The sequence below is a fragment of the Geodermatophilus ruber genome (assembly GCF_900114385.1).
In the GTDB taxonomy this organism is placed as follows: Bacteria; Actinomycetota; Actinomycetes; order Mycobacteriales; family Geodermatophilaceae; genus Geodermatophilus; species Geodermatophilus ruber.
The window spans coordinates 402,808-426,221 of record NZ_FOSW01000001.1 but is presented as its reverse complement, the minus strand read 5'-3'; the positions used below and the strand labels follow the sequence as shown (position 1 = coordinate 426,221).

Annotated in this window: 23 protein-coding genes; 16 read left to right on the top strand and 7 right to left on the bottom strand. The window is 73.6% G+C overall.

The window, feature by feature from the left end; genetic code table 11:
* Nucleotide 1: 1 nt before the first annotated feature.
* On the bottom strand, nucleotides 2-1,723 hold the full coding sequence (locus BMZ50_RS02170) for a glycoside hydrolase family 13 protein (RefSeq protein ID WP_091320718.1): 1,722 nt from the start codon (nucleotides 1,721-1,723) through the stop codon (nucleotides 2-4).
* Nucleotides 1,724-1,805: 82 nt separating this feature from the next.
* Nucleotides 1,806-2,195 carry a VOC family protein gene (locus tag BMZ50_RS02165; protein ID WP_091320714.1) on the bottom strand — a complete coding sequence of 130 codons (390 nt, stop codon included), beginning with the start codon at nucleotides 2,193-2,195 and terminating at the stop codon, nucleotides 1,806-1,808.
* Nucleotides 2,196-2,300: 105 nt separating this feature from the next.
* On the opposite strand from BMZ50_RS02165, the gene BMZ50_RS02160 reads away from it, so the two are divergent.
* The 3 genes from BMZ50_RS02160 to BMZ50_RS02150 all read left to right on the top strand — a co-directional run bounded on the left by BMZ50_RS02160 (nucleotide 2,301) and on the right by BMZ50_RS02150 (nucleotide 4,624).
* Complete coding sequence (locus BMZ50_RS02160) at nucleotides 2,301-2,678, top strand: FKBP-type peptidyl-prolyl cis-trans isomerase (protein ID WP_091320711.1); 378 nt, start codon at nucleotides 2,301-2,303, stop codon at nucleotides 2,676-2,678.
* A gap of 193 nt (nucleotides 2,679-2,871) precedes the next feature.
* Nucleotides 2,872-3,903: a cation diffusion facilitator family transporter gene (locus BMZ50_RS02155; RefSeq protein WP_091320708.1), complete on the top strand. Its 1,032-nt coding sequence runs from the start codon at nucleotides 2,872-2,874 to the stop codon at nucleotides 3,901-3,903.
* 28 nt (nucleotides 3,904-3,931) lie between these two features.
* Nucleotides 3,932-4,624, top strand: coding sequence for a DsbA family oxidoreductase (locus tag BMZ50_RS02150; protein ID WP_091320705.1), 693 nt, complete (start codon nucleotides 3,932-3,934; stop codon nucleotides 4,622-4,624).
* Nucleotides 4,625-4,658: 34 nt separating this feature from the next.
* Here the strand turns inward: BMZ50_RS02150 and BMZ50_RS02145 are convergent, their stop codons facing one another.
* The 3 genes from BMZ50_RS02145 to BMZ50_RS02135 all read right to left on the bottom strand — a co-directional run bounded on the left by BMZ50_RS02145 (nucleotide 4,659) and on the right by BMZ50_RS02135 (nucleotide 6,222).
* Nucleotides 4,659-5,630 (bottom strand): NAD(P)H-dependent flavin oxidoreductase, encoded by a 972-nt coding sequence (locus BMZ50_RS02145; protein WP_245753258.1) that lies wholly within the window; start codon nucleotides 5,628-5,630, stop codon nucleotides 4,659-4,661.
* A gap of 48 nt (nucleotides 5,631-5,678) precedes the next feature.
* Nucleotides 5,679-5,921 carry an acyl carrier protein gene (locus BMZ50_RS02140; protein ID WP_091320698.1) on the bottom strand — a complete coding sequence of 81 codons (243 nt, stop codon included), beginning with the start codon at nucleotides 5,919-5,921 and terminating at the stop codon, nucleotides 5,679-5,681.
* A gap of 79 nt (nucleotides 5,922-6,000) precedes the next feature.
* Nucleotides 6,001-6,222, bottom strand: a complete 222-nt coding sequence (locus tag BMZ50_RS02135) for a hypothetical protein (protein WP_091320695.1) — start codon at nucleotides 6,220-6,222, stop codon at nucleotides 6,001-6,003.
* 74 nt (nucleotides 6,223-6,296) lie between these two features.
* On the opposite strand from BMZ50_RS02135, the gene BMZ50_RS02130 reads away from it, so the two are divergent.
* The 7 genes from BMZ50_RS02130 (at nucleotide 6,297) to BMZ50_RS02100 (ending at nucleotide 14,149) form a co-directional block, all read left to right on the top strand.
* The gene (locus BMZ50_RS02130) at nucleotides 6,297-6,626 is read left to right on the top strand and encodes an ArsR/SmtB family transcription factor (RefSeq protein ID WP_091320692.1); all 330 of its coding nucleotides are present in this window, start codon (nucleotides 6,297-6,299) and stop codon (nucleotides 6,624-6,626) included.
* Nucleotides 6,623-7,132 carry an SRPBCC family protein gene (locus tag BMZ50_RS02125; RefSeq protein ID WP_091320689.1) on the top strand — a complete coding sequence of 170 codons (510 nt, stop codon included), beginning with the start codon at nucleotides 6,623-6,625 and terminating at the stop codon, nucleotides 7,130-7,132. The genes BMZ50_RS02130 and BMZ50_RS02125 overlap by 4 nt, the downstream gene beginning before the upstream one ends.
* A 206-nt stretch (nucleotides 7,133-7,338) precedes the next feature.
* Complete coding sequence (locus BMZ50_RS02120) at nucleotides 7,339-9,153, top strand: phosphoenolpyruvate carboxykinase (GTP) (RefSeq protein WP_091320686.1); 1,815 nt, start codon at nucleotides 7,339-7,341, stop codon at nucleotides 9,151-9,153.
* Nucleotides 9,154-9,378: 225 nt separating this feature from the next.
* Nucleotides 9,379-10,593, top strand: a complete 1,215-nt coding sequence (locus BMZ50_RS02115; protein WP_091320681.1) for an MFS transporter — start codon at nucleotides 9,379-9,381, stop codon at nucleotides 10,591-10,593.
* An 11-nt stretch (nucleotides 10,594-10,604) separates the two neighbouring features.
* Nucleotides 10,605-11,015, top strand: coding sequence for a rhodanese-like domain-containing protein (locus BMZ50_RS02110; protein WP_177212596.1), 411 nt, complete (start codon nucleotides 10,605-10,607; stop codon nucleotides 11,013-11,015).
* On the top strand, nucleotides 11,012-11,674 hold the full coding sequence (locus tag BMZ50_RS02105; RefSeq protein ID WP_091320678.1) for an acVLRF1 family peptidyl-tRNA hydrolase: 663 nt from the start codon (nucleotides 11,012-11,014) through the stop codon (nucleotides 11,672-11,674). Before BMZ50_RS02110 ends, BMZ50_RS02105 begins: the two co-directional genes overlap by 4 nt.
* A gap of 102 nt (nucleotides 11,675-11,776) precedes the next feature.
* Nucleotides 11,777-14,149, top strand: coding sequence for a penicillin-binding protein (locus BMZ50_RS02100; RefSeq protein WP_091320675.1), 2,373 nt, complete (start codon nucleotides 11,777-11,779; stop codon nucleotides 14,147-14,149).
* Here the strand turns inward: BMZ50_RS02100 and BMZ50_RS02095 are convergent.
* Nucleotides 14,099-14,971, bottom strand: a complete 873-nt coding sequence (locus BMZ50_RS02095; protein WP_177212595.1) for a YihY/virulence factor BrkB family protein — start codon at nucleotides 14,969-14,971, stop codon at nucleotides 14,099-14,101. The genes BMZ50_RS02100 and BMZ50_RS02095 overlap by 51 nt on opposite strands.
* 132 nt (nucleotides 14,972-15,103) lie before the next feature.
* Between BMZ50_RS02095 and BMZ50_RS02090 the strand changes: the two genes are divergently transcribed.
* The 5 genes from BMZ50_RS02090 (at nucleotide 15,104) to BMZ50_RS02070 (ending at nucleotide 20,836) form a co-directional block, all read left to right on the top strand.
* Nucleotides 15,104-15,934, top strand: coding sequence for a sugar phosphate isomerase/epimerase family protein (locus BMZ50_RS02090; RefSeq protein WP_091320671.1), 831 nt, complete (start codon nucleotides 15,104-15,106; stop codon nucleotides 15,932-15,934).
* Nucleotides 15,935-16,027: 93 nt separating this feature from the next.
* Nucleotides 16,028-17,215 carry a substrate-binding domain-containing protein gene (locus BMZ50_RS02085; RefSeq protein WP_091320667.1) on the top strand — a complete coding sequence of 396 codons (1,188 nt, stop codon included), beginning with the start codon at nucleotides 16,028-16,030 and terminating at the stop codon, nucleotides 17,213-17,215.
* Nucleotides 17,216-17,225: 10 nt separating this feature from the next.
* Nucleotides 17,226-18,767: a sugar ABC transporter ATP-binding protein gene (locus tag BMZ50_RS02080; protein WP_218146051.1), complete on the top strand. Its 1,542-nt coding sequence runs from the start codon at nucleotides 17,226-17,228 to the stop codon at nucleotides 18,765-18,767.
* Nucleotides 18,768-18,770: 3 nt separating this feature from the next.
* Nucleotides 18,771-19,757: an ABC transporter permease gene (locus BMZ50_RS02075; protein ID WP_091320664.1), complete on the top strand. Its 987-nt coding sequence runs from the start codon at nucleotides 18,771-18,773 to the stop codon at nucleotides 19,755-19,757.
* Nucleotides 19,754-20,836 (top strand): Gfo/Idh/MocA family protein, encoded by a 1,083-nt coding sequence (locus BMZ50_RS02070; protein WP_091320661.1) that lies wholly within the window; start codon nucleotides 19,754-19,756, stop codon nucleotides 20,834-20,836. Before BMZ50_RS02075 ends, BMZ50_RS02070 begins: the two co-directional genes overlap by 4 nt.
* A 113-nt stretch (nucleotides 20,837-20,949) precedes the next feature.
* Here BMZ50_RS02070 and BMZ50_RS02065 read toward each other — a convergent pair whose 3' ends face one another.
* Entirely contained in the window at nucleotides 20,950-22,248 is a 1,299-nt protein-coding gene (locus tag BMZ50_RS02065) for an ROK family protein (RefSeq protein WP_218146050.1), read from the bottom strand.
* Between the two features lie 162 nt (nucleotides 22,249-22,410).
* Here BMZ50_RS02065 and BMZ50_RS02060 point away from each other — a divergent pair, with 162 nt between their 5' ends.
* Entirely contained in the window at nucleotides 22,411-23,331 is a 921-nt protein-coding gene (locus BMZ50_RS02060; protein ID WP_091320657.1) for a sugar phosphate isomerase/epimerase family protein, read from the top strand.
* Nucleotides 23,332-23,414 lie beyond the last annotated feature (83 nt).

The window sequence follows — 23,414 nt, the reverse complement described above, 5'->3', positions numbered from 1 at the left end:
CTCACGTGGGGCGCAGCACCCGGGCCTCCCAGGGGCGGAGGACGGCGGGGGGGCCGTCGGGCAGGTTGCCCAGCACCAGCTCCGCGCCGACCGCCTCGGGCAGCAGCCCGGCCAGGCGGTGCTCGTGCCCGCCGAGATTGCAGACGACGAGCAGCGTCTCGCCGTCCAGGCTCCGGGTGAAGGCGTACACGTCGTCGTGGTCGGGCAGCAGCATGGTGAAGTCCCCGAGCGCCACCACCGGGTTCTCGTGCCGCAGCGCGATCAGCCGCTTGTGGTGGGCGAGCACCGAGCGCGGGTCCCGGCGCTGGGCCGCGGCGTTCCACCGGACGTGGTCGGGGTTGACCGCCAGCCAGGGCTTGCCGGTGGTGAAGCCGGCGTGCTCCGAGGCGTCCCACTGCACCGGCGTCCGGGCGTTGTCCCGGCTCGTCCGGCGCAGCGCCGCCAGCACCTGCGCCGGGTCCTCGCCGGCCGCCACCGCCTGGGCGTAGTGGTTGAGCGACTCGATGTCGCGGAAGTCGTCGAGGCTGTCGAACGGGGCGTTCGCCATCCCGAGCTCCTCGCCCTGGTAGACGTACGGCGTCCCCCGGTGCAGGTGCAGCAGCGTGGCCAGGCAGGTGGCCGAGTCGCGCCGGTACCGCGGGGAGTCGTCGCCGAACCGGGAGACCGCCCGCGGCTGGTCGTGGTTGTCCCAGTAGAGGGAGTTCCAGCCGGCCTCGGCCAGCCCGGCCTGCCAGCGGCCGAAGGACGCCTTGAGGTCGCGCATCCGCAGCGGGCGGTGGTCCCACTTCGAGACGCCGTGGTCGAGGCCGACGTGCTCGAACTGGAACACCATGTCCACCTCGCGCCGAGCCGGGTCGGTGAACAGCCGGGCCTGCTCCACCGTGACGCCGGGCATCTCGCCGACCAGCAGGAGCGTCGACTCGTGGCCGGCGACGACCGCGGCGTGCATCTCCTGCAGGAACTCGTGGATCCGCGGGCCGCACAGGTAGGAGGCCGAGCCGTCACCGTAGGCCAGCCCGGGCAGCGGCGGGCCGTCGTGCAGCTCACCGTCCGGCGTGACGTCCTTGCTGATCATGTTGATGACGTCCATGCGGAAGCCGTCGACCCCGCGGTCGAGCCACCACCGCATCATCGCGTAGACCGCTTGCCGGACCTCCGGGTTCTCCCAGTTCAGGTCCGGCTGCCTGCGATCGAACAGGTGCAGGTAGTACTCGCCGCTGGCCTCGTCCAGCTCCCAGGTGGACCCGGAGAAGAACGAGTGCCAGTTGGTCGGCTCCGCCCCCGGCGTTCCGGCCGCCATCCCCGGCCGCGGCGGCCGCCACCAGTACCAGTCCCGCTTCGGAGACGTCCGGGATGCCCTGCTCTCCAGGAACCACGGGTGCGCGTCGCTGGTGTGGTTCACCACGAGGTCCATGACCAGCTTCATGCCGCGTTCGTGCAGCGCCGCGATCAGCTGGTCCAGCTGCGTCAGGTCGCCGAACAGCGGGTCGACGTCCTGGTAGTCGCTGATGTCGTAGCCGTTGTCGGCCTGCGGCGAGGGGTAGATCGGGGACAGCCAGACGACGTCGACCCCCAGGTCCTCCAGGTGGTCCAGCCGCTGCAGGAGCCCGCCCAGGTCGCCGATGCCGTCGCCGTCGGAGTCCATGAACGAGCGGGGGTAGACCTGGTAGACCACGGCGCGGGTCCACCACGCCGGCTGATCGGGGGCGGGCTCGACGGGCATGCGCCCAGCCCAGCACGGCCGATGCCCGGCCGCATCCGGTCACGGCGAGGCCAGGGGCCTGGCTCCGCGCCCCTGTCCGCCGTCAGGCGGACGGGAACGTGTGGTGCACGGCCTCGACGTTGTTGCCGTCCGGATCGCGGAAGAAGACCGCGTAGTAGCCCTGGTGGTACTCCGGCCGGACCTGCGGCTCGTGCAGGATCTCGGCACCAGCCTTGCGGGCCGCGAAGTACACCTGGTCGACCGCGTCCCGGGACGGGGCGGCCAGCGCCAGGTGCACCGGGCGGTCGCCCTGGTCGACCAGCGGACCGAACCAGAGCTTCGGGACGCCGTCGGGACCGCCGAGGGCGACGCGGAGACCGGTCGGGGTGTCCAGCCGCGTCGTCTCCCGGACGCCGAGTGCCGCGAAGACCCGGGTGTAGAAGCTGGCCGCGGCCTCGACGTCCGCAACCTGGAGCGCCAGGTGGTCGATCACGCGGGCCGACGCTAGCCCGGTCGGCGGGGTCGCGGAACCGCTGTTTGGATGGGGAGAGCGTGTCGGGGACCGCCCGGCATCCCCAGCCACCCGAGGAGACCCACCGTGGCCGAACCGACCCGCCCCGACGTCGAGCCGCCCACCGGCCCCGCGCCCGCCGACCTGGTCGTCGAGGACCTCGTCGTCGGCGAGGGCGCGGAGGCCACGCCGGGCAGCCTGGTGCAGGCCCACTACGTCGGGGTCACCCACGACGGCGGCGAGCAGTTCGACGCCTCCTGGGACCGCGGCGACCCGCTGGAGTTCCGGCTCGGCGTCGGCATGGTCATCCAGGGCTGGGACGAGGGCATCACCGGCATGCGGGTCGGCGGCCGGCGCCGGCTCACCATCCCGCCGCACAAGGCCTACGGCGACCGTGGCGCCGGCGGGGTCATCAAGCCGGGGGCCACGCTCGTCTTCGTCGTCGACCTCGTCGGTGTGCGGTGACATCGTCGTCCTCCGGACGACACCGCGGCCAGGTGCCGTCCCCCTGACCGGCTGAGCCGCATCGTCGCGCCTGCGCGGAACCCTCCGGGCCCCACTCGGCACGACCCCCGCGGCCAGGTGCCGTCCCCCTGACCGGCTGAGCCGCCGCGTCGGCGGAGGGTTGACCGGCGCCGCGTGGGGCACGGCAGCGGCCATGACCATGCCCGGGGCGCCGTCCGAGCGGTCCGTCGTCACACCGGGGCCGCCGGCGCCGCCGGTGCAGGGCGACGTCGGCGGCCCCGAGCACGGCTCGGGCGGCGAGAGCACCGCCACCGTGGTCGTCGCCGGGATCGCCAACCTCGGCATCGCGATCGCGAAGCTGATCGGCGGCCTGATCAGCCACTCCTCGGCGATGCTCTCGGAGGCGGCGCACTCGCTCGCCGACACCATCACCGAGGTGCTGCTGTTCGTCGCCCTCAAGCGCGGCAACCGCCCCGCCGATGACAAGCACCCCTTCGGCTACGGCCGGGAGACCTACTTCTGGGCCTTCCTCGCCGCGCTGGCCACCTTCACCCTGGGTGCCGGCTTCTCCATCTGGCAGGGCATCGCGACGATCGTCGGCGGCGAGGAGCAGGGCGACCCGCGGATCTCCTACGTCGTCCTGGCGGTGTCGTTCGTCCTCGAGGGGCTCTCGTGGCTGAAAGCGGTCCGCCAGGTGCGGGGCGCGGCCCGCCGGCTGCGGGTCAGCCCGGGCCGCTACCTGGCCACCACCACCGACACGACCGTCAAGGCGGTGACGTTCGAGGACAGCGCGGCCCTGATCGGCCTGGTGCTGGCCGCGCTGGGGCTCTTCCTGGAGCACCTGACCGGCGACCCGCTCTGGGACGGCCTCGCAGCGGTGACGATCGGTGTGCTGCTGCTCGGGGTGGCCTACGCGCTGGCCCGGGCCAACGCCTCGCTGCTCATCGGTCAGGCGGCCTCCCCGCAGATCGAAGAGGAGCTGCGGCGCGAGATCGCCGCCCTACCGCACGTCGAGGACGTCCCGCTCCTGGTCACCTCGGTCATCGGCCCCGGCCAGCTGGTCGTGGCGGCCAAGGTCGACTTCGCCGACGACGCGACCTCGACCGACATCGAGCGCACCGCAGACGAGGCCGAGCGCCGACTGGTCGCCCGGCACCCCGGCGTCCGGTACGTCTTCCTGGACCCCACCGGTACCAGTGGGAAGAGTCGAACGCACAAGGAATGACGTCCGGTGTGGGGAGGTTGCGCCGGGCATGCAGGTAGAGGTCTGGTCCGACGTCGTCTGTCCGTGGTGCTTCATCGGCAAGCGCCGTCTCGAGACCGCGCTCGAGAAGTTTCCGCACCGCGACCAGGTCGAGGTCGTCTGGCGCTCCTTCCAGCTCGACCCGACCATCCCCGAGGGCGAGACGCACGCGACCCTGCCGTCGCTGGCCGCCAAGTACGGGCGGCCGGTCGAGGAGATGCAGGCGATGATGCGGCACGTCGAGGAGACCGCGGCCGGTGAGGGCCTGGAGTACCACCTCGCCGAGGGCATCAGCGGCAACACGCTGCTCGCGCACGAGCTGATCCACCTCGCCGCCGAGCGCGGCCTCCAGGGCGCGATGAAGGAGCGGCTGCTGCACGCCCACTTCGAGGAGGGGCGCTCGGTCTTCGACGTCGACTCCCTCGTCGGGCTCGCCGCCGAGGTGGGCCTGGAGGAGGCCGAGGTGCGGGCCGCGCTGGGTGACCACCGGTTCCGCCCGGCGGTCGTCGAGGACGGCCGGACGGCGCAGGCGCTCGGCGCGACCGGCGTCCCGTTCTTCGTCGTCGACCGCAAGTACGGTGCCGCCGGCGCCCAGCCGGCCGAGCTGCTGCTGCAGATCCTCGAGCGGGCCTGGGCCGACGCCCACCCGCTGGTCACGGTGCCGGCCGCGGAAGGCTGCACCGACGACAGCTGCGCGGTCTGAAGCGGACCCCGTCCGTCCTGATTCGGGTTCCTTCTCAGTCCAGCAGGGACGCCGCTGCGCGCAGCGCTCGCTGCGCCTCGGCGTCCATCTCCCGGACGGTGTCGCCGGCGGAGCGCTCGGCCGTGACCAGGCCGATCGCCTCGCCGGCGTAGAGCGGCGCCGCGTCCAGGTCGCCGGTCGCGCGGGCCTCGACCACGCGGGCCCGCGCCGCGGCGTCCCCGGCGAGCGCGCCCTCCCGGCCGTGCCAGGTCCGGCTGAAGTCGTTGACCAGGGCACGGCCGGGCCAGCGCTCCGGCCAGGCCAGCCCCTGCGCGACGTCGAACGCCCGGGTGAGCACGGTGTCCTCCCCGGCGGCGGCGCAGGCCCGCGCCCGGGCGGCGGGGGAGTTGAGCGCCTCCGGGCAGGCCAGCAGCGGCGTGCCGATCCAGACCCCGGCGGCGCCGGCCGCCAGCGCGGCGGCCATGCCCCGGCCGGTGGCGATGCCGCCGGCCGCGAGCACCGGCCGGTCGGCCAGCGCGAGCACCTCCTGCAGCAGCGGCAGCGTCGCCCGGTGCCCGGTGTGCCCGCCGGCCTCGGTGCCCTGGGCCACCAGGACGTCGACACCCGCCGCCAGCGCCCGCTCCACGTCGGCGACCGTGTTGACCTGCGTCGCGACGGCGATGCCGGCCTCGTGCAACGGGCCGGTGAACGGCGCCGGGTCGCCGAAGGAGATCGACACCAGCGACGGCCGCGCGGCGATGGTCGCCTCCAGCAGCTCCGGGTGGTCGGCGAGCACCCAGGCCATCAGCCCGACGCCGAACGGGAGCTCGTCGGCCGCGGGCAACGCGGCCTGCTCGGCGACGAACTCCGGCGTGGCGGCGTTGCCCACACCGATCATCCCGAGCCCGCCGGCCGCGGAGACCGCGCGGGCCAGCGCCCCGCCGGCCACCCCGGCCATCGGGGCCCCGACGACCGGGGTGCGGAGATCGAACCTGCGGGTGAGCGGCGTCTGGATCACGCCGCCCATCCTGCCCGTGCGTTCGGTGTCCGGTCGGCGCCCGGCAGGGTCGGTCCGCTAGCGCGTCGCCGGACCGCCCTGCTCGGTGCCGGACAGCCGGCGCAGGAACTCGTGGCAGCGCCGGGCGCGGGCCGCGTCCTGTTCCTGGATCTCGCGGAAGAAGCCCGCGACGTCGTCCAGGCCGGCGCCCTCCGCGTCGCGGATGTACTGGTCGTTGTGCTTCCCCGCCTTGAGCGCGTGGTACTGGACCGAGATCAGGTCGTAGGTGACGTCGGCGAAGTCCGTGCCACCGCTGGTCATCGCAGCCCTCCAGGTCGTCCGAGCCGTTCGGGGCCCGAGGGGTGCCCGGACGGCGGGGCGGCAAACGGACCGCCCGGTCTCAGTGCGGCGGCGGCGACTCCGGGACCGCCCCGCCGGTCACGTCCCCACCCCCGGCGTCGTCGGTCTCGGTCCGCCCGGCGGCCAGCTCCTCCTCGCCGGTGACCGCGGGGTCGTCCGCGGTCGAGGCGAGGTCCTCGCCCTGGCCGTAGGCGCCGGGGTCGGCCTGTCGGGCGCGCGGATCGTTGAGCGGGTCCGGGACATCGGGATCGGTGACCCTCATGAGCCGTGCCTGCCCGCCGCGGCCGACGCCGAATCCCTGACCGAAAACGTAACCGATGTGTTACACGTCTCACCGTGGAAGCGCTCGCGGCGCTGGCCGACCCGACCCGCCGGCAGCTGCTCGGCCTGCTGGCCCAGGGCGAGCTGGCCGCCGGCGAGCTGGCCGGCCGGTTCCGGGTGAGCCGGCCGGCGATCAGCCGACACCTGCGCGTGCTGCGGGAGGCCGGCCTGGTCACCTGCCGGGAGGATGGGCGGCGGCGCCTCTACGCGCTCGACCCACGCCCGCTGCGGGAGCTCGACGCCTGGCTGGAGCCCTACCGCGACCTGTGGGCCCAGCGGTTCGACGCATTGGACACCGAGATCGCCCGCGGCCGGCGGGCACGGACGAGTGGGGAGCCGACATGACCGAGGACCTCGACACCCGCCGCGGGGAGATCGCCGAGCGCGCGGACGGCACCCGCCGGCTGCGCTTCCGCCGATCGTGGCCCGACCCGATCGAGGACGTCTGGGCGGCGCTCACCGAGCCGGAGCGGCTGGCGCGCTGGATCGGCACCTACGACGGCGACCGTGGTCCCGGCGGCACCGGCGTGTTCACCATGACCTTCGAGGACGAGCCGGTCGGCGAGCGGATGACGATCCTCGAGTGCGACCCGCCCCGCCGTCTGGTGCTGGACTGGGCGGGCGAGGAGTACTGGCGGGTGGAGCTGGACCTGTCCACCGACGGCGACCGCACCACGCTGCTGTTCACCCAGGACTTCCGCACCGAGCACGGGATCCCCGACGTCGCCACCGGATGGCACTGGTACCTCGACAAGCTCGAGGCCGAGGTCTCCGGCCGCCCCCAGCCCGCCGACTGGGACGCCTTCCTCGCCGAGGTCGGCCCGGGGTACGGGGGGACCGCGGCCGGCTGACCGGCGGGCCCCGCCAGGGTCTTCCGGCCCGCAAGGTAGACGTCCTATACGTAACATCTCTCACGGTTACAGGGGAATGTTCCCGCTTGTAGTCTGTCGCGACCGGCTCGCCACCCGTCGTTCACCGGTGGGCCGGTGACAGCCTCAGCGCAGATTGCACCAACGCCGGCGTGTTCCGCCCGGCGTACCCAGAGGATGGAGACGCCGTGACTTCCGTGACCACACCCGGTCTCGAGAATGCCCCCACCACGCACGCCCGGCTGCTGGCGTGGGTGCAGGAGATGGCCGAGCTGACGACTCCGGACCGGGTCGTGTGGGTCGACGGGAGTGACGAGGAGTGGGAGCGCCTCACCGAGCAGCTGGTCGCCGCCGGCACCTTCACCCGGCTGGAGGCCAAGCCCAACTCCTTCTGGTGCGCCTCCGACCCCAGTGACGTGGCGCGCGTCGAGGACCGCACCTTCATCTGCTCGGTCGACGAGGCCGACGCGGGTCCCACCAACAACTGGATGGACCCGAACGAGATGAAGTCGATCATGACCGAGCTGTACCGCGGGTGCATGCGCGGCCGGACGATGTACGTCATCCCGTTCTGCATGGGTCCGGTCGAGGCCGAGAACCCGATGTTCGGTGTCGAGCTCACCGACTCCGAGTACGTCGTCGTCTCCATGCGCGTCATGGCCCGCATCGGCAGCCACATCCTCGAGGCGATGGGCACCGACCGCCCGTTCGTCCCGGCCATGCACTCCGTGGGCGCCCCGCTCGAGCCGGGTCAGGCCGACGTCCCGTGGCCCTGCAGCGCCACCAAGTACATCGTCCAGTTCCCCGAGGAGCGGATGATCTGGTCCTACGGCTCCGGCTACGGCGGCAACGCGCTGCTGGGCAAGAAGTGCTACTCGCTGCGCATCGCCTCGGTGATGGCCCGCGACGAGGGCTGGCTGGCCGAGCACATGCTGATCCTGAAGCTGACCAGCCCGCAGCAGAAGGTCTACTACATCGCGGCGGCCTTCCCGAGCGCCTGCGGCAAGACCAACCTGGCGATGCTCGAGCCCACCATCCCGGGCTGGAAGGTCGAGACCCTCGGCGACGACATCGCCTGGATGCGCTTCGGCGAGGACGGCCGGCTCTACGCGCTCAACCCCGAGTACGGCCTGTTCGGTGTCGCGCCGGGCACCGGCTGGGACACCAATCCCAACGCGATGCGCACGATCGAGAAGGGCAACTCGGTCTTCACCAACGTCGCCCTCACCGACGACGGCGACATCTGGTGGGAGGGCATGACCGACGAGCCCCCGGCGCACCTGACCGACTGGAAGGGCCGGGACTGGACGCCGGAGAGCGACGAGCCCTCCAGCCACCCGAACAGCCGGTTCTGCACGCCGATCACCCAGTGCCCGATCCTGGCGCCGGAGTACGACGACCCGAAGGGCGTGCCGATCTCGGCGATCCTCTTCGGCGGCCGCCGCAAGACCACGATCCCGCTGGTCACCGAGGCCCGGGACTGGAACCACGGCGTCTTCATGGGCGCGACGCTCTCCTCGGAGACCACCGCCGCGGCCACCGGTGCGGTCGGCGTCGTCCGCCGCGACCCGTTCGCCATGCTGCCGTTCATCGGCTACAACGCCGGTGACTACTTCGGCCACTGGGTCGAGACCGGCAAGCAGCACGACGCCACCAAGCTGCCGCGGATCTTCTACGTGAACTGGTTCCGCCGCGACGAGGACGGCGGCTTCCTGTGGCCGGGCTTCGGCGAGAACAGCCGGGTCCTCAAGTGGGTCGTCGAGCGCCTCGAGGGCTCCGCGGCCGCCGAGGAGACGCCGATCGGCCACGTGCCGACGGCGGACTCGCTCGACGTCTCGGGCCTGGACATGACGCCGGAGCAGGTGGGCAAGGCCCTCGCCGTCGACCGCGACGAGTGGCTGGCCGAGGTCCCGCAGATCACCGAGTGGTTCGAGAAGTTCGGCGACAAGCTGCCCAGCACCATGTGGGACGAGCTGGAGATCCTCAAGCACCGGCTCGGCTGAGAAAGGACCCCCTCCTCCCCACCCCTCGCACGCTCGGGGCGGTGCCCTGGAGGGGGCCTGCGAGGCCCCGCACCGGTCGACGCCGACCGGAGCGGGGCCTCGGCGCTGACCGGGTCCGTCCCGACCAGGGACGATCGCGCGTCGCCCGGCTGGACCGGACGACGTCGGTTAGCGTGACCCGCAGTACGCCCGTCCCGCACACCCCGACGACAGGCCCCGCCCACCGTGCCCAATCCCTACCTGCACGTGCTGCGCACGCCGCACGCGCTGCCCATGGTGCTGGCCGCGTTCATCGGGCGGCTGCCGCTGTCGATGGTGGGCCTGGGCTGCGTGCTGCTGGTGGCCGACGAGACCGGGTCCTACGGCCTCGGCGGCGCCGTCGCCGCGGCCGGCGCGGTCACCACCGCGCTCTCCGGCCCGCTGATCGGGCGCTGGGCCGACACCCACGGGCAGCGGCGCACGCTGCTGCCGGTGCTCGCGGTCTTCGTCGTCTCCGGCGTGGCCTTCCTGACCGCGGTCAAGCAGGACTGGCCGCTGTGGACGGTGTTCGTCTTCGCGGGGCTGGCCGGGGCCTGCATCCCGCCGGTGTCCTCGATGATCCGGGTGCGGTGGACCCACCTGCTGCGCGGCACCCACCGGTTGCCGACGGCGCTGGCGATGGAGTCCGTCGTCGACGAGCTGGTGTTCATCGTCGGCCCGGTGCTGGTCACCTTCCTCTCCACGACCGGGCACGCCACCTCCGGCGTGGTCACCGCCTTCGCCCTCGCCGTCGTCGGCAGCCTGCTGTTCGCCGCCCAGGGACGCACCGAGCCGCCCCCGCACGGGCACGCGGCGCGCACCGGCCCGTCCGCCATCCGCAGCCCCGGCATCCGGGTTCTGTTCGTCGTCGGCGCGGCGGTCGGCGCCATCCTCGGCACGCTGGAGATCGCCCTGGTCGCCTTCGCCGACGAGGTCGGCGCGATGCCGCTGTCCGGCGTGCTGATCGCCGCCCTCGCCGTCGGGTCGATGGCCAGCGGCATCGGCTGGGGGGTGGTGCACTGGCACTCGCCGCTGCGCACGCGGCTGGCCGTCGTCCTCGCGGCGCTGACCGTGCTGACCGTCCCGCTGGTCCTGGTCCACAACATCTGGGTGATGATCCCGTTCGTGATCGTCGCCGGCCTGGCCGTCTCGCCGTCGCTGATCAGCTCCTTCACCCTCGCCGAGCTCCTGGTGCCCCGGTCGGCCACGACCGAGGCGTTCACCTGGATCGGGACCGCGCTCGGGCTGGGCGTGGCGATCGGTGCCTCGGCCGCCGGTAAGGTCGTCGATGTCTTCGGCGCCAACGCCGCCTTCCTGGTCGCGACCGCCGCCGCCGCGATCGCCGCGGTCGTCGTCCTCCTCTTCCAGCGGGTGCTGCACGTGCCCGCTGAGCACGCGGCCGCCCCCGCGATGGCCCGATGAGAAAGGCTCCGATGTCCCGACCCGCTGACGCCCGCTCCATCGACGAGGTGCTCGCCGAGGCGCGCGGCCGCCTCGCCCGGCTTGAACCGACCGAGGCGCAGGCGCGGATGGCCGCCGGCGCGGTGCTGGTCGACACCCGGCCGGCCGCCCAGCGGGAGCGCGACGGCGAGGTGCCCGGGGCGCTGCTCGTCGAGCGCAACGTCCTCGAGTGGCGGTTCGACCCGGCCAGCGATGCCCGGCTGCCCGAGGCCACCGGGTACGACGTCGAGGTGGTCGTGCTCTGCAACGAGGGCTACTCCTCCAGCCTCGCCGCGGACAGCCTGCGCGCGCTCGGTCTGCACCGCGCCACCGATGTCATCGGCGGCTACCAGGCCTGGGCCGCCGCCGGGCTGCCGACCACGCGGGGCTCCTCCGCCGGGTGACCCGCGCCCGGCCCGCGGCCGGCGGGGGCCGGCAGTTGCGCGTGCCGCCCGAGCGGCTGGGGCGCTGGCTCGACGGCGTCGCGGCCCGGCACGGGAGCTTCACCGAGGTCGCCGACGACGGGGACGCCGTCCGGATCACCTGTGCGGACAGCACCACGGTCACCCTCCGGGCGCCGTTCGAGCGGCCCGCGGCCCCGGCCCTGCTCGCCGCGTTCACCGCCGCAACCCGCCGTCCGCACCGCGCCGGCGTGCTGCTGGTCCGCCGCGGCCGCTGGGCGGTCGGGGTGTTCGACGGCGAGGAGCTCGTCGTCTCCAAGGTGGACAGCCGGCTGGTGCAGGGGCGCACGGCGGCCGGCGGCTGGTCCCAGCAGCGCTTCGCCCGCCGCCGCGGCCACCAGACCGACGCCGTCGTGGGCGCGGCCGCCGACGCCGCGGCGCGGGTGTTGCTGCCGCACGCCGGCGGTCTGACCGCGCTGTTCACCGGCGGCGACCGGGGCCTCGTCGACGCCGTCCTCGCCGATCCCCGGCTCGGGCCGCTGGCCGCGCTGCGGCGGAATCCGCGCCTGGAGGTCGGCGAGCCCACCCGGGCGGTGCTGCTGGAGACGCCCCGTCAGTTCCGGGCCGTGCGGGTGCAGATCGTCGAGCCCGGCGAGCGCTGAGCGGCCCGTCCGAGCAGCTCACGCTTCGGTACCGGACCGGCGCGGGTGGTTGTGAACCGGCCCGTTCTCTGTTCCAGTGGGCTCCTCCACGGAAGGGGGCCCATGGACCTGCGCACGGACGCACGGGCCAGGACGCTGCTCGCGTTGGCCGCCAGCATCGTGGTGGCCGGAGCGCTCCTCGCGGGACTCCTCCTCCCCTGGGTCGGCGGCCCGGCGGTGGCCGCCCAGCGGTCGACCGGCCTGCTCGGTGACCTCCCGACCGAGCTCACCATCGACACGCCCCCGGGCAACACCGTGCTGCTGGCCGCCAACGGGGAGCCGATCACCCACTTCTACGACGAGAACCGGGCCCCGGTGGCCGGCGACGCGATCGCCGAGGTCATGAAGCAGGCGATGGTCGCGATCGAGGACGCGCGCTTCTACGACCACCGCGGCCTCGACGTCCAGGGGACCCTGCGGGCGCTGGTCACCAACCTCGCCGCCGGCGGCGTGCAGGAGGGCGGCTCGACCCTCACCCAGCAGCTGGTCAAGCAGACCCTGCTGCAGACCGCGCCGACCCCGGAGGAGCGCCGCGCGGCCACCGAGCAGACGCTGGGCCGCAAGCTGCGCGAGGCGCGGCTGGCCCTGGCGCTGGAGGAGACCTACTCCAAGGACGAGATCCTCACCCGCTACCTGAACCTCGTGTACTTCGGGCAGAACGCCTACGGCGTGCAACCGGCCGCCCGGGCGTTCTTCGGCGTCGACGCCGCCGCGCTGAACGTGCCGCAGGCGGCCCTGCTGGCCGGCCTGGCGCAGAGCCCCACCACCGACGACCCCTTCACCAACCCCGATGCGGCCACCGCCCGGCGGAACGTGGTGCTCGGCCGAATGGCCGAGCAGGGCTACATCAGCGCCGCCGACGCCACGGCCGCCCAGGCCGCGCCGCTGGGTCTGGCCCCCGCCCCCGCACCGCGGCGCGGCTGCGTCGAGGCCAGCGTGGGCCCGTTCGTCTGCGACTTCGTGCAGCGCTACCTGATCCAGGAGCTCGGGCTCAGTCAGGACGAGCTGGACAACGGCGGCTACGTCATCCAGACCACGCTGGACGTCGAGCTGCAGCGCGCCGGGGACGCCGCCGTCCTGAACACCCTGGCGATGGACGACTCGCTGGCCGGCATGTTCACCGCCGTCGAGCCCGGGACCGGCCACTTGCTGGCGATGAGCGTCAACCGGATCTTCGGCTACGACCGGGCCGACCCGGTGCAGGAGTCCTTCAACCTCAACGTCGCCGCCAGCCAGGGCTCGGGCTCCACCTACAAGGTGTTCGTCGCCGCCGCGGCGCTGGCCCGCGGGTACTCCTCGTACTACACGCTGACGACGTCGGACCCCTACGTCTCGCGGGTCTACCGCGACGGCAGCCGGCCCTACGACGTGGAGAACGCCGGCCGCTACCGGGCGACGCTGGACCTCACCACGGCCCTGTACCAGTCCTCCAACACCTACTTCCTCGCGTTGGAGGACGCCCTCGGCAGCGTCGAGGAGCCGGTCCGGATGGCCGAGTCCATGGGGCTGTTCCAGTTCAGCGACCCGGGCCTGCCGCAGCAGATCATCGACGAGAACCGCGGCTCGTTCACCTTCGGTGCCGAGGCGACCAGCCCGCTCGCCCTGGCCAGCGCCTACTCGACGCTGGCGGCCGGCGGCACGCAGTGCGACGTCGTCCCGGTGACCGCGGTCCTCGACCGGCACGGGGAGCCGGCCCGCGGTGCCGACGGGGAGCCGCTGCCGGTCGGCGACCGCTGCACGCCGGAGGCGATCCCCCCGGGCGTGGCCACGACGCTGACCCAGATCCTGCGCAAGGACGTCGAGCCGGGGAACCCGGGCGCGACCGGTACCCGCGCCTACGTCCGCGGCCACCAGATCGCCGGCAAGACCGGTACCTCGCAGGACAACTTCTCCGTCGCCTTCGTCGGCTACACGCCCGAGATCACCGCCAGCGTCATGGTGCTCAACCCGAAGCGGAACGAGGACGTCGGCGGCTTCGGTGGCGGCAAGGGCGCGACGATCTGGCACGACGCGATGGCCCCCGTCCTGGAGGCGCGCGGCAGCAGCGACTTCCCGCCGGCCGACCCGCAGGTCCAGAACGGCAACACCCGCCCGGTGCCCGGCTGCTCGTCGGTGCGTGGCTGCCAGGCGGCGCTGACCGACGCCGGCTTCCAGTACTCCACGGTGCGGGTCGACAGCGATCGCGAGGAGGGCACCCTGCTGGGCACCAGCCCCCGGCGCGGGGGCCGGGCCGTGCCCGGGCAGGTGGTCTCCATCCTGGTCAGCAACGGCTCGGACTTCGTCGAGCCCGCCCCCGAGCCTCCGCCGGTCCCCGAGCCCGGACCGGTCCCGCCGCCGGCTCCCGAGCCCGGACCGGCACCGCCACCCGCCCCCGCGGCCCCGGTGTCACCGCTGCCCGCGTCGCAGGTGCCCTGGGGTCCCGAGTTCCCCCGCTGAGCCCCGTCCCGGTGCGCCCGCGCGCAGCCGCTCGTCCAGGGACTGGGTCAGCAGCCAGCCGCCGATCACGACCAGGTGCAGCAGGAACAGCCACAGGCTGATCGCCACCACCGCACCGACCACGTCCAGGCCGCCGAACGGCGCCCCCAGCGCCAGGGGCAGGGCCAGGAACAGCACGAACCCCTGCAGGAAGCCGGACAGGCAGGCCGCGGTGAACAGCACCCCGACGACGAGGGCCGGCCAGCGCAGGTGCCCCGGGCCCACCACGCCGAACCCCCACAGCAGAGGCACGGTGAGCGCGGCCAGCACGGCGTAGTAGCCGACCGCCAGGCTGCCCAGCGGGACGCCGCGCTCGGTGAGGTCGGCCATCGCCGAGGCGGCGAGCAGCAGCGGGTACAGCAGCAGCGGGGTGATCAGCACCAGCGGCAGCCCCAGGAGCCGGCCGCGCCAGCCGGTCAGCGTGTCCCGGCGGGGGACGAACCGCAGCAGCGCCCGCCGCAACCCCTCGCCGTACAGCGACAGCGGCAGGAGGGCGAGCGCGAACTCCAGCGGGTCGAGCGCCACCCCGGCCGCGGTCAGGGCCCGCAGCGCCCCGGGCGCCCCCAGCTCGGGCGGGAGCAGGTCGCCGAGCCGGGCGCTGAGCTCGCGCACCGTGTCCGGTGAGGTGAGCAGCGCGGTCAGCGCGAACGCGACCAGCAGCAGCGGCACCACCGCGATGCCGGCGTAGAAGGTGAGCCCGGCGGCGACGAGGGCGAGGTCCCGGCCGCGCAGCCGCGCCCGCACGGCCGTCAGCAGGCCGCTCGCCTCCCGCCGCAGGTCCACCGGGCCATGCCACCAGGTCCGGCCGGTCTCCGCTCGCCGTGGCCTGCGCCACAGGTTCGGCGTCCGACTCGTTGACTTCTGCACGAGCCAAGCATTAGTGTGCCCGTCACATTCCGAAGGGAAGGCGCGGCGATGCGGCTCGGCTACCACAGCATCACCTGGGGCGGGGTCGTCGGCGCCCCGCAGGGAGTCACCAGCATCAAGGACCTCCACTACCTGTCCCACGGCTCGATCGAGGCCGCCGTCCGGGACATCTCCGCGGCCGGGTACGAGGGCGTCGAGGTCTTCGACGGCAACCTGGTCGCCTACGCCGAGTGCCCCGACGTCCTCACGGAGCTGCTCGCGGCCACCGGGGTCGAGCTGGTCAGCGTCTACACCGGCGCCAACTTCGTCTACGCCGACGTGCTGCCCGACGAGATGCACCGCATCGAGTCCGCCTGCCGGCTGGCCGCCAGGTTCGGCGCCTCCCGCCTGGTGGTGGGCGGGGGTGCCCGCCGGGCCGCCGGCACGACGGCCGAGGACTACGACCGCCTGGCCGCCGGGCTCGACACCGTGGTGGACCTCGCCGCCGAGCACGGACTGGAGGCCAGCTACCACCCGCACCTGGGCACCATCGTGGAGAGCCCGGACCAGCTCGACCGGCTCATGGAGCGGACGCGGATCGGGTTCTGCCCGGACACCGCGCACCTCGCGGCCGGCGGCGGTGACCCCGCGGCGCTGATCCGCCGGTACGCCGACCGTCTGCGGCATGTGCACCTCAAGGACATCGACCTCGGGACGGTGCGGTTCCTGCCGCTGGGCCGGGGGGAGCTCGACCTCCCGGACATCGTCCGCGCCGTGCGCGAGGCGGGCTACGACAGCTGGCTCGTGGTCGAGCTCGACGCCTACGACGGCGATCCCCGTGAGGCGGCCGAGGCCAGCCGCGCCTACCTCCAGAAGCTCCTCGACGACCTCGGCGCCTGACCGGTCCCGGCCCGTCGCCGCAGCGCCGTGCCGGTCCGGCACGGCCGGCTCCCGCACCGCCGTCCGCACCCCCCGTCCACCTTGGAGACCGACATGAGACGTCGTCCCACCCGGCGCCCGGGCGCCGCTCCCGTCCTGCTGGCCACCCTCGCGGCCGTCGTCCTCACCGCCTGCTCGCCGGCCTCGGAGGGCGCCTCGGACCCCGGTGGCGGGGAGGTCGACCAGGCGGCCGTCGACCGGGCCGAGGCCGCCCTGGCGGAGGTCACCGGGCAGGTGCTGAGCACCGGGCCCAACGGTGAGCAGCCGGCCTCGGCGGAGGACGTCCAGCTGACCGACGAGCAGGTGGCGCAGGTCCAGGCCCTGGGCGCGACGGCGGCGATCGTCATGCACTACAGCGGCGACGACTGGTCCGTGGCCCAGATCGACGGCCTGCGCTCCGAGTTCGAGCGGCTCGGCATCGAGGTCATCGCCACCACCGACGCCGACTTCGACCCGGCCCAGCAGGTGTCCGACGTCGAGACGGTGATGGCCCAGCAGCCGGACATCATCGTCTCGATCCCGACCGACCCGATCGCCACCGCCGGCGCGTACCGCGCCGCGGCGCAGGCCGGCACCAAGCTCGTGTTCATGGACAACGTGCCCGAGGGGTTCGTCGCCGGGCAGGACTACGTGTCGGCGGTGTCCGCGGACAACTTCGGCAACGGGGTCATCTCCGCCCACCTCATGGCGCGCGCCCTGGGCGGCTCCGGCCAGATCGGGTTGATCTACCACGAGGCCGACTTCTTCGTGACGAAGCAGCGGTTCGACGGCTTCAAGCAGACGATCCAGGAGGACTACCCGGACGTCGAGATCGTCGCCGAGCAGGGCATCGCCGGCCCGGACTTCGCCGGTGACGCCCAGGCCGTGGCCAACGCGATGCTCAGCCAGAACCCCGACCTGGACGGCATCTGGGCCGTCTGGGACGTCCCGGCCGAGGGCGTCATGGCCGCGGCCCGGGCGGCCGGCCGCACGGACCTGAAGATCGCCACCGAGGACCTGGGGCTCAACGTCGCCCTCGCCCTCGCCCGCGACCAGCTGGTCGTGGGGCTGGGTGCCCAGCGGCCCTACGACCAGGGGGTCACCGAGGCCCGGCTGGCCGCGCTGTCGCTGCTGGGGGCGCAGACCCCGCCCTACGTCGCGCTTCCGGCCCTCCCGGTCGACCACGACAACGTGCTGGAGGCCTGGCAGGAGGTCTACCGGCAGGACCCGCCCGCGGACCTGACCGACTCCTTCGCCGACTGAGCCCAGGCCGATGAGCTCGGTGGGGGAGACCGCGGCGGCCCGGCCGGAGGGCCGGGCCGCCGCGGTGCGCATGCGGGGGATCTGCAAGTCCTTCGACGGGGTGCGGGTCCTCGACGACGTGGACTTCGAGGTCCTCCGGGGTGAGGTGCACGCGCTTGCCGGCGGCAACGGCGCCGGCAAGTCCACCCTGATGAAGATCCTGCAGGGGGTCTACGGCCTCGACGCGGGGGAGATCGAGATCGACGGGCGGCCGGTACGCCTGTCGTCGATCCACGACGCCCGCGCCGCGGGGATCGGGATGGTCTTCCAGGAGTTCAGCCTGGTCCCGACGCTGACCGTGGCCCAGAACATCGCCCTGGGCGTCGAGCCGCTCGGCCGCGGCGGGCTCATCCGCGACCGCGAGGCGGTGCGGCGGGCCCGGGAGGTCTTCGCCGAGATGGAGGTGGACGTCGACCCGCGCGCGGTCGTCGGCGACCTGGGGACGGCGTACTGGCAGCTGACCGAGATCGCCAAGGCGCTGTCCCAGGACGCCCGCGTGCTGATCATGGACGAGCCCACGGCCAGCCTCGCCAAGCACGAGGCCGACGTGCTCTTCGAGCTGGTCGGCCGGCTGACCGAGCGCGGGATCTCGGTCATCTACATCTCGCACCGGATGGACGAGGTGTACCGGATCGCCGACCGGATCACGATCCTCCGCGACGGCCGGCGGCTGCTCACCGAGCCCCTGTCGGAGTTCACCCCCGAGCAGATCGTCGAGGGGATCGTCGGCAAGGAGATCGAGGGCCAGCTGGCCTACCGGCAGCGGTCGGCCGACGACGGCGCGCGCGAGCCGCTCCTGGAGCTGCGGGAGGTGACCGCCGGGCCCCGTGTCCGGGACGTCACCTTCACCGTCGGGCGCGGCGAGATCGTCGGGCTGGCCGGGCTCATGGGCAGCGGGCGGACCGAGCTGGCCCGCGTGCTGTTCGGGATCGACCCGGTGCAGAGCGGGTCGATCGTGCTCCGCGGCGAGCAGCTGCGGCTGGCCGGCCCGACGGACGCGATCGCCGCGGGCATCGCGCTCATCCCGGAGGACCGGCGGGCCCAGGGGCTGGTGCTCGAGCACTCGGTGCGGGAGAACCTGACGCTCCCGTTGCTGGACCGGATGCGCCGCGGCCCGCTGGTCGACGACCGCAAGGGTCGGTCCCTGGCCCGCGGCCTGATCGAGCGGTTCGCGGTGAAGGTGGCTGACCCCGACCGGGCGGTGCGGCTGCTCTCGGGGGGCAACCAGCAGAAGGTGGTCATCGCCAAGTGGCTGGGCACCGACCCCGCCGTCCTGGTGATGGACGAGCCCACGGCCGGCGTGGACATCGGCACCAAGAACGAGATCCTGCAGACCATCCGTGACCTCGCCGACGAGGGCATGGCCGTCCTGGTCATCTCCTCGGAGTACCCGGAGCTGCTGGCCGTCAGCGACCGCGTCGTCGTGCTGCGGGAGGGCGCCGTCCACCGGGTGCTGGACCGGGCCGACATCCCTGACGAGAACACCCTCCAACTCGCCGTCCAAGGAGCCTGAGCCATGTCCACGACTACCGGCCCGGCCACCCAGGCGCCGGCCGCGACCTCGGCGTCCCGGTCGCTGCTCGCGAGGCTCGACTGGCGGCGCTACATCATCTACATCGGGTTCGTCGTCGTCTTCATCGCCTTCGCCGTCACGCTGGGCGACCAGGGCTTCCTCTCGACGAACAACCTGCTCAACATCTTCCGGCAGGCGGCGACCATCTCGATCATCGCCGTGGGCATGACCTTCGTCATCGCCTGCGCTGAGATCGACCTGAGCGTCGGCTCGGTCGCGGGGCTGGCGAGCGTGGCGACCGCGATGGGCATCGCCGCGTGGGGGCTCGTCCCGGGGATCCTCACCGGGCTGGCGGTCGGCGTGGTCGTCGGCGCCGTCAACGGCAGCCTGGTGGCCTTCCTCAACATCCCGTCGTTCCTGGTGACCCTGGGCATGCTGGGCATCGCGGCCGGCGTCGCCCAGTGGATCACCGACTCGGCCCCGCAGCCGATCCTGGACCAGACCTACAACCTGGTCTTCGGGGGCGGGAACTTCGGGCCGATCCCCGGCCTGCTGGTCTGGATGGCGCTGTTCGTCGCCGTCGGCGCGGTGGTGCTGGCCAAGACCCGGTTCGGCCGCCAGGTGCTCGCCACCGGCGGGAACCGGACGGCGGCCGAGTTCAGCGGGGTGCGGACCCGGCGGGTCAAGTTCCAGGTGATGCTGCTGGCCTCCGTGGTGGCCGCCATCGCCGGCATGCTCTACGCGGGCCGCCTGGAGTCGGGCCGGTTCCAGTGGGGGGCCGGGGACGAGCTGTCCGCGATCGCCGCGGTGATCCTCGGCGGCACGAGCCTGTTCGGCGGGGCCGGGTCGGTGATCGGCACGCTGTTCGGCTCGCTGATGATCAGCCTGATCAACAACGGGCTGATCCTCGCCGGCCTGGAGACCAGCCAGCAGCAGGTGGTCCGCGGGGCGATCATCATCCTCGCCGTCGCCCTGGCGCGGCGGAAGTGAGCGCCCCGGTCCGCTTCGGCATCGTCGGCACGGGGTTCATGGCGCGCGTCCACGCGCACGCCGTCCGCGCCGCCGGCGGGGTGGTCACCCGCGTGGCCGGCAGCTCGCCGGCGCGTGCGGAGCAGTTCGCCCCCCTGCTGCAGGCGCAGCGTCCGGCCGCGTCGGTCGGCGAGCTGGTGGCCTGTCCCGACGTCGACGTCGTGAGCGTCTGCACGCCCAACCACCTGCACCTGCCGATGGCCGAGCGGGCCTTGCACGCGGGCAAGCACGTGGTCTGCGAGAAGCCTCTGGCGCTCACCCCGGCCGATGCCGAGCGGCTGACCGCGCTGGCGGCCGAGGTCGGCCGGGTGCACGCGGTGCCGTTCGTCTACCGCTTCTACCCGACGGTGCGCGAGGCACGGGAACGCATCGCCCGCGGCGACGCCGGCCGGCTGTGGCTGCTGCACGGCGCCTACCTGCAGGACTGGCTGGCGGCGGCCGCGGCGACCAACTGGCGGGTCGACCCCGCCCAGGGCGGGGCGTCACGGGCGTTCGCCGACATCGGCGTGCACTGGTGCGATCTGATGGAGTTCGTCACCGGCCACCGGATCACCGCACTGAACGCGAGCACCGCCCGGGCGCACGAGACGCGGGGCGGGGAGCCGGTCGCGACCGAGGACGGCGCGTGCGTGCTCTTCCGCACCGACCGGGGAGCCCTCGGCTCGGTCGTCGTCAGCCAGGTCTCGCCCGGCCGCAAGAACGGCCTGACGTTCTCGTTCGACGGCACGGAGGCCTCCTACGGCTTCGACCAGGAGAACCCGGAGACACTGCGGATCGGGGGCGTGGCCGAGGAGAGGGTCGTCCGGCGGGACCCCGAGCTGCTGTCCCCGGCCGCCGCTCGGTACGCCGTGCTGCCGGCCGGGCACCCGCAGGGCTACCAGGACTGCTTCAACGCCTTCGTCGCCGACGTCATCGCCGCGGTGCGCGGCTGCGAGGTCATCGGCCTGCCGACGTTCACCGACGGGCTCCGGGCGGCCCGGGTGACGGCGGCGGTCGTGGAGGCGGCGGCGACGGGCAGCTGGGTGGAGCTCCCAGCCTGAACGGGGTGGGCGCGCCGGGCCCTTCTCCTGATCGTCGTGCGCTCATCGGGCTGTCGGCCGAGGGTGGAGGCCCCGATGACTGCACGATCGCGCGGGGTCGCCTGGAGACGTCGTCAGGCGGTCCGTTCCTCGGCGAGCTCCGGGAAGCCTGCCGGGGATCCGGCGGGCAGCCAGCGGCCCAGCCGCTGCCGGCTGAACAGCTCGTCGAGGACCATGTGCGCCGCCCCGGGGAGCGCGGGGTCGGGGGTAAGCAGCGAGCGGTCGATGCGCAGGTCCCGCGTCGCGAGCGGGAGCGACCGCTGGTACACGGCCTGGCGGATGGCGGCCAGGATGACGTCGCCGGCCAGCGCGACGCCGCCGCCGAGCAGGACCAGCGAGGGGTTGAAGAAGTTCACCAGCGTCGCGACGGTCTCCCCGACCAGCCGTCCCGACCGGGTGAGCAGCTCGAGCGCGACGGTGTCCCCGTGCTGGGCGGCGGCCGCGACGTCGGACGCGCCGATCTGCCCCTGGGCGTCCAGGACCGCGCGCAGGTAGGGGCTGCGGCCCTCGGTGGCCGCCGTCGTCCCGTCCCGGCTCAGCGCGGCGCCCCCGGCCAGCGCCTCCAGGCAGCCGACGTTCCCGCAGCGGCAGACCACGCCGCTGGCGACGTCCACGGTGGCGTGCCCGATGTCGCCGGCGGCCCCCTTGGCGCCGCGGTGCAGCCGGCCGTCGGAGATGAGGCCCGCACCGATGCCGGTGCCGATCTTCACGTACACGACGTTGCGCTCGGCCTGCGCAGCGCCGGTCCGGAGCTCCCCCAGGGCCATCAGGTTCACGTCGTTGTCCACCCACACGGGGACGTCGAACCGCTTGGCCAGCCGGGCGCGCACGCGGTAGCCGTCCCAGCCGGGCATGATCGGCGGGTTCACCGGGGTGCCGGTGGCGAACTCGACCGGTCCGGGCAGGCCGATGCCGATGCCGTAGACCGGCGCCCGGGGCACCGTGTCCCGGGCCAGCAGCTCCCGGAACAGCTCCTCGACCCGGGTGAGGACGGCGTCCGGCCCGGCGGCGATGCTCCATGGCTCCTGCACGTGGGCGATCAGCCGGCCGGTGAGGTCGGTGACCCCAGCCGCGACGTGGGTCGCGCCCAACGGGGCCACGAGGACCAATCCGGCCTGGGCGCGGACGGCGAGCTCGCGCGGAGGGCGCCCGCCGGTGGAGCGGCCCAGCTCGCTCTCCTCGAGCAGCCCGCTGTCGAGCAGTTGGGTCACGCGCTGGGTCACCGCCCCGCGACCGAGGCCGGAGGCGCGGGCCAACTCGGGCCGGGAGCGCGCGCGGCCGCCCCGCACCAGGTCCAGCACGGTCACCAACCCGTCGAGCTGGTCGGTGCTCACGGGGGCACGGACGGCCATCCCCACCGGTCCGTCGGTCACTGCCACCCCTCCTTCCTCGCTCACACCTTGACTTCTGCATGAGCGAAGCACAACATACCCACTGCACCGGCTAAAGCGGGTGGAGTGAAAGCGGTCCTACTGCTTCCCCCGCTCGAGAATTCTCCCCTTGCGACCCGTCCCGTACCTGGGTGGAGGACCTTCGTGAAGCTCGGTTTCCTGACCGCCTGCCTGCCCGGCCGCACCCTCGAGGAGCTCGTGGAGTGGGCCGCCGACCAGGGGTACGCGGCGTTGGAGGTGGCAGCCTGGCCCGCCCTGGGCGACAGGCCGTTCACGGCGACCCACGTCGATGTCGTCGGTTTCGGCGCCGCGGACGCGGAGCGGGTCCGTGCGCTGTTCGACAAGCACGGTCTGACGCTGTCCTCCCTCGCCTACTACGACAACAACCTCCACCCCGACCCCGCTGAACGTCAGGCGGTCAACGCGCACGTCACCGCGTGCATCGACGCCGCCGCGCTGCTGGGAGTGCCGACCGTGGGCACCTTCGTCGGCCGGGACCCGGGCCGGTCGGTCGCGGAGAACCTGCGTATGGCCGGGGAGGTCTTCGCGCCGCTGGTCGAGCGCGCCGGGGAGCGCGGCGTCAAGATCGTCATCGAGAACTGTGTCATGGAGGGCTGGCACCCCGACGGCTACCCGGGGAACCTCGCCTACTCCCCGGAGCTGTGGGAGTGGATGTTCGACCTGGGGCTGTACCTCAACTACGACCCCTCGCACCTGGTGTGGATGGGCATCGACCCGGTCGAGGCCCTGCGCCCCTACGTCGACCGGGTGGCGCACGCCCAGGCCAAGGACATCGAGGTGTTCCCGGAGCGGCGCAACCGGTACGGGTGGCCGGGCAGGGCTGTCGTCCGCGAGGACCCGTGGGACGTCGGGTGGTGGCGCTACCGCGTCCCGGGCCTCGGCCAGGTCGACTGGCGCCGCCTGGTCGACACGCTCTACGAGGGCGGCTTCGACGGGGTGCTCTCCGTCGAGCACGAGGACCCGGTGTGGGGCGGGACCGAGGCCCGGGTGGAGACCGGCCTGCAGGTCGCCCACCGGACTCTCTCCCCCCTCCTTGTCGCATGACCCGCTGAGCCGGCGCCCGGCTCCCGGTGCGGGGGTCGGCGTCCTGCACGACCTCCGCGGTGCCCTGCCGCCTGGAGAGCCCT

Excerpts from the sequence above, each read along its gene's own strand:
- BMZ50_RS02170 (WP_091320718.1), bottom strand. The coding sequence starts at position 1,723 with ATGCCCGTCGAGCCCGCCCCCGATCAGCCGGCGTGGTGGACCCGCGCC.
- BMZ50_RS02155 (WP_091320708.1), top strand. The coding sequence starts at position 2,872 with ATGACCATGCCCGGGGCGCCGTCCGAGCGGTCCGTCGTCACACCGGGG.
- BMZ50_RS02150 (WP_091320705.1), top strand. The coding sequence starts at position 3,932 with ATGCAGGTAGAGGTCTGGTCCGACGTCGTCTGTCCGTGGTGCTTCATC.
- BMZ50_RS02145 (WP_245753258.1), bottom strand. The coding sequence starts at position 5,630 with ATGGGCGGCGTGATCCAGACGCCGCTCACCCGCAGGTTCGATCTCCGC.
- BMZ50_RS02140 (WP_091320698.1), bottom strand. The coding sequence starts at position 5,921 with ATGACCAGCGGTGGCACGGACTTCGCCGACGTCACCTACGACCTGATC.
- BMZ50_RS02135 (WP_091320695.1), bottom strand. The coding sequence starts at position 6,222 with ATGAGGGTCACCGATCCCGATGTCCCGGACCCGCTCAACGATCCGCGC.
- BMZ50_RS02125 (WP_091320689.1), top strand. The coding sequence starts at position 6,623 with ATGACCGAGGACCTCGACACCCGCCGCGGGGAGATCGCCGAGCGCGCG.
- BMZ50_RS02110 (WP_177212596.1), top strand. The coding sequence starts at position 10,605 with ATGTCCCGACCCGCTGACGCCCGCTCCATCGACGAGGTGCTCGCCGAG.
- BMZ50_RS02100 (WP_091320675.1), top strand. The coding sequence starts at position 11,777 with ATGGACCTGCGCACGGACGCACGGGCCAGGACGCTGCTCGCGTTGGCC.
- BMZ50_RS02090 (WP_091320671.1), top strand. The coding sequence starts at position 15,104 with ATGCGGCTCGGCTACCACAGCATCACCTGGGGCGGGGTCGTCGGCGCC.
- BMZ50_RS02085 (WP_091320667.1), top strand. The coding sequence starts at position 16,028 with ATGAGACGTCGTCCCACCCGGCGCCCGGGCGCCGCTCCCGTCCTGCTG.
- BMZ50_RS02080 (WP_218146051.1), top strand. The coding sequence starts at position 17,226 with ATGAGCTCGGTGGGGGAGACCGCGGCGGCCCGGCCGGAGGGCCGGGCC.
- BMZ50_RS02075 (WP_091320664.1), top strand. The coding sequence starts at position 18,771 with ATGTCCACGACTACCGGCCCGGCCACCCAGGCGCCGGCCGCGACCTCG.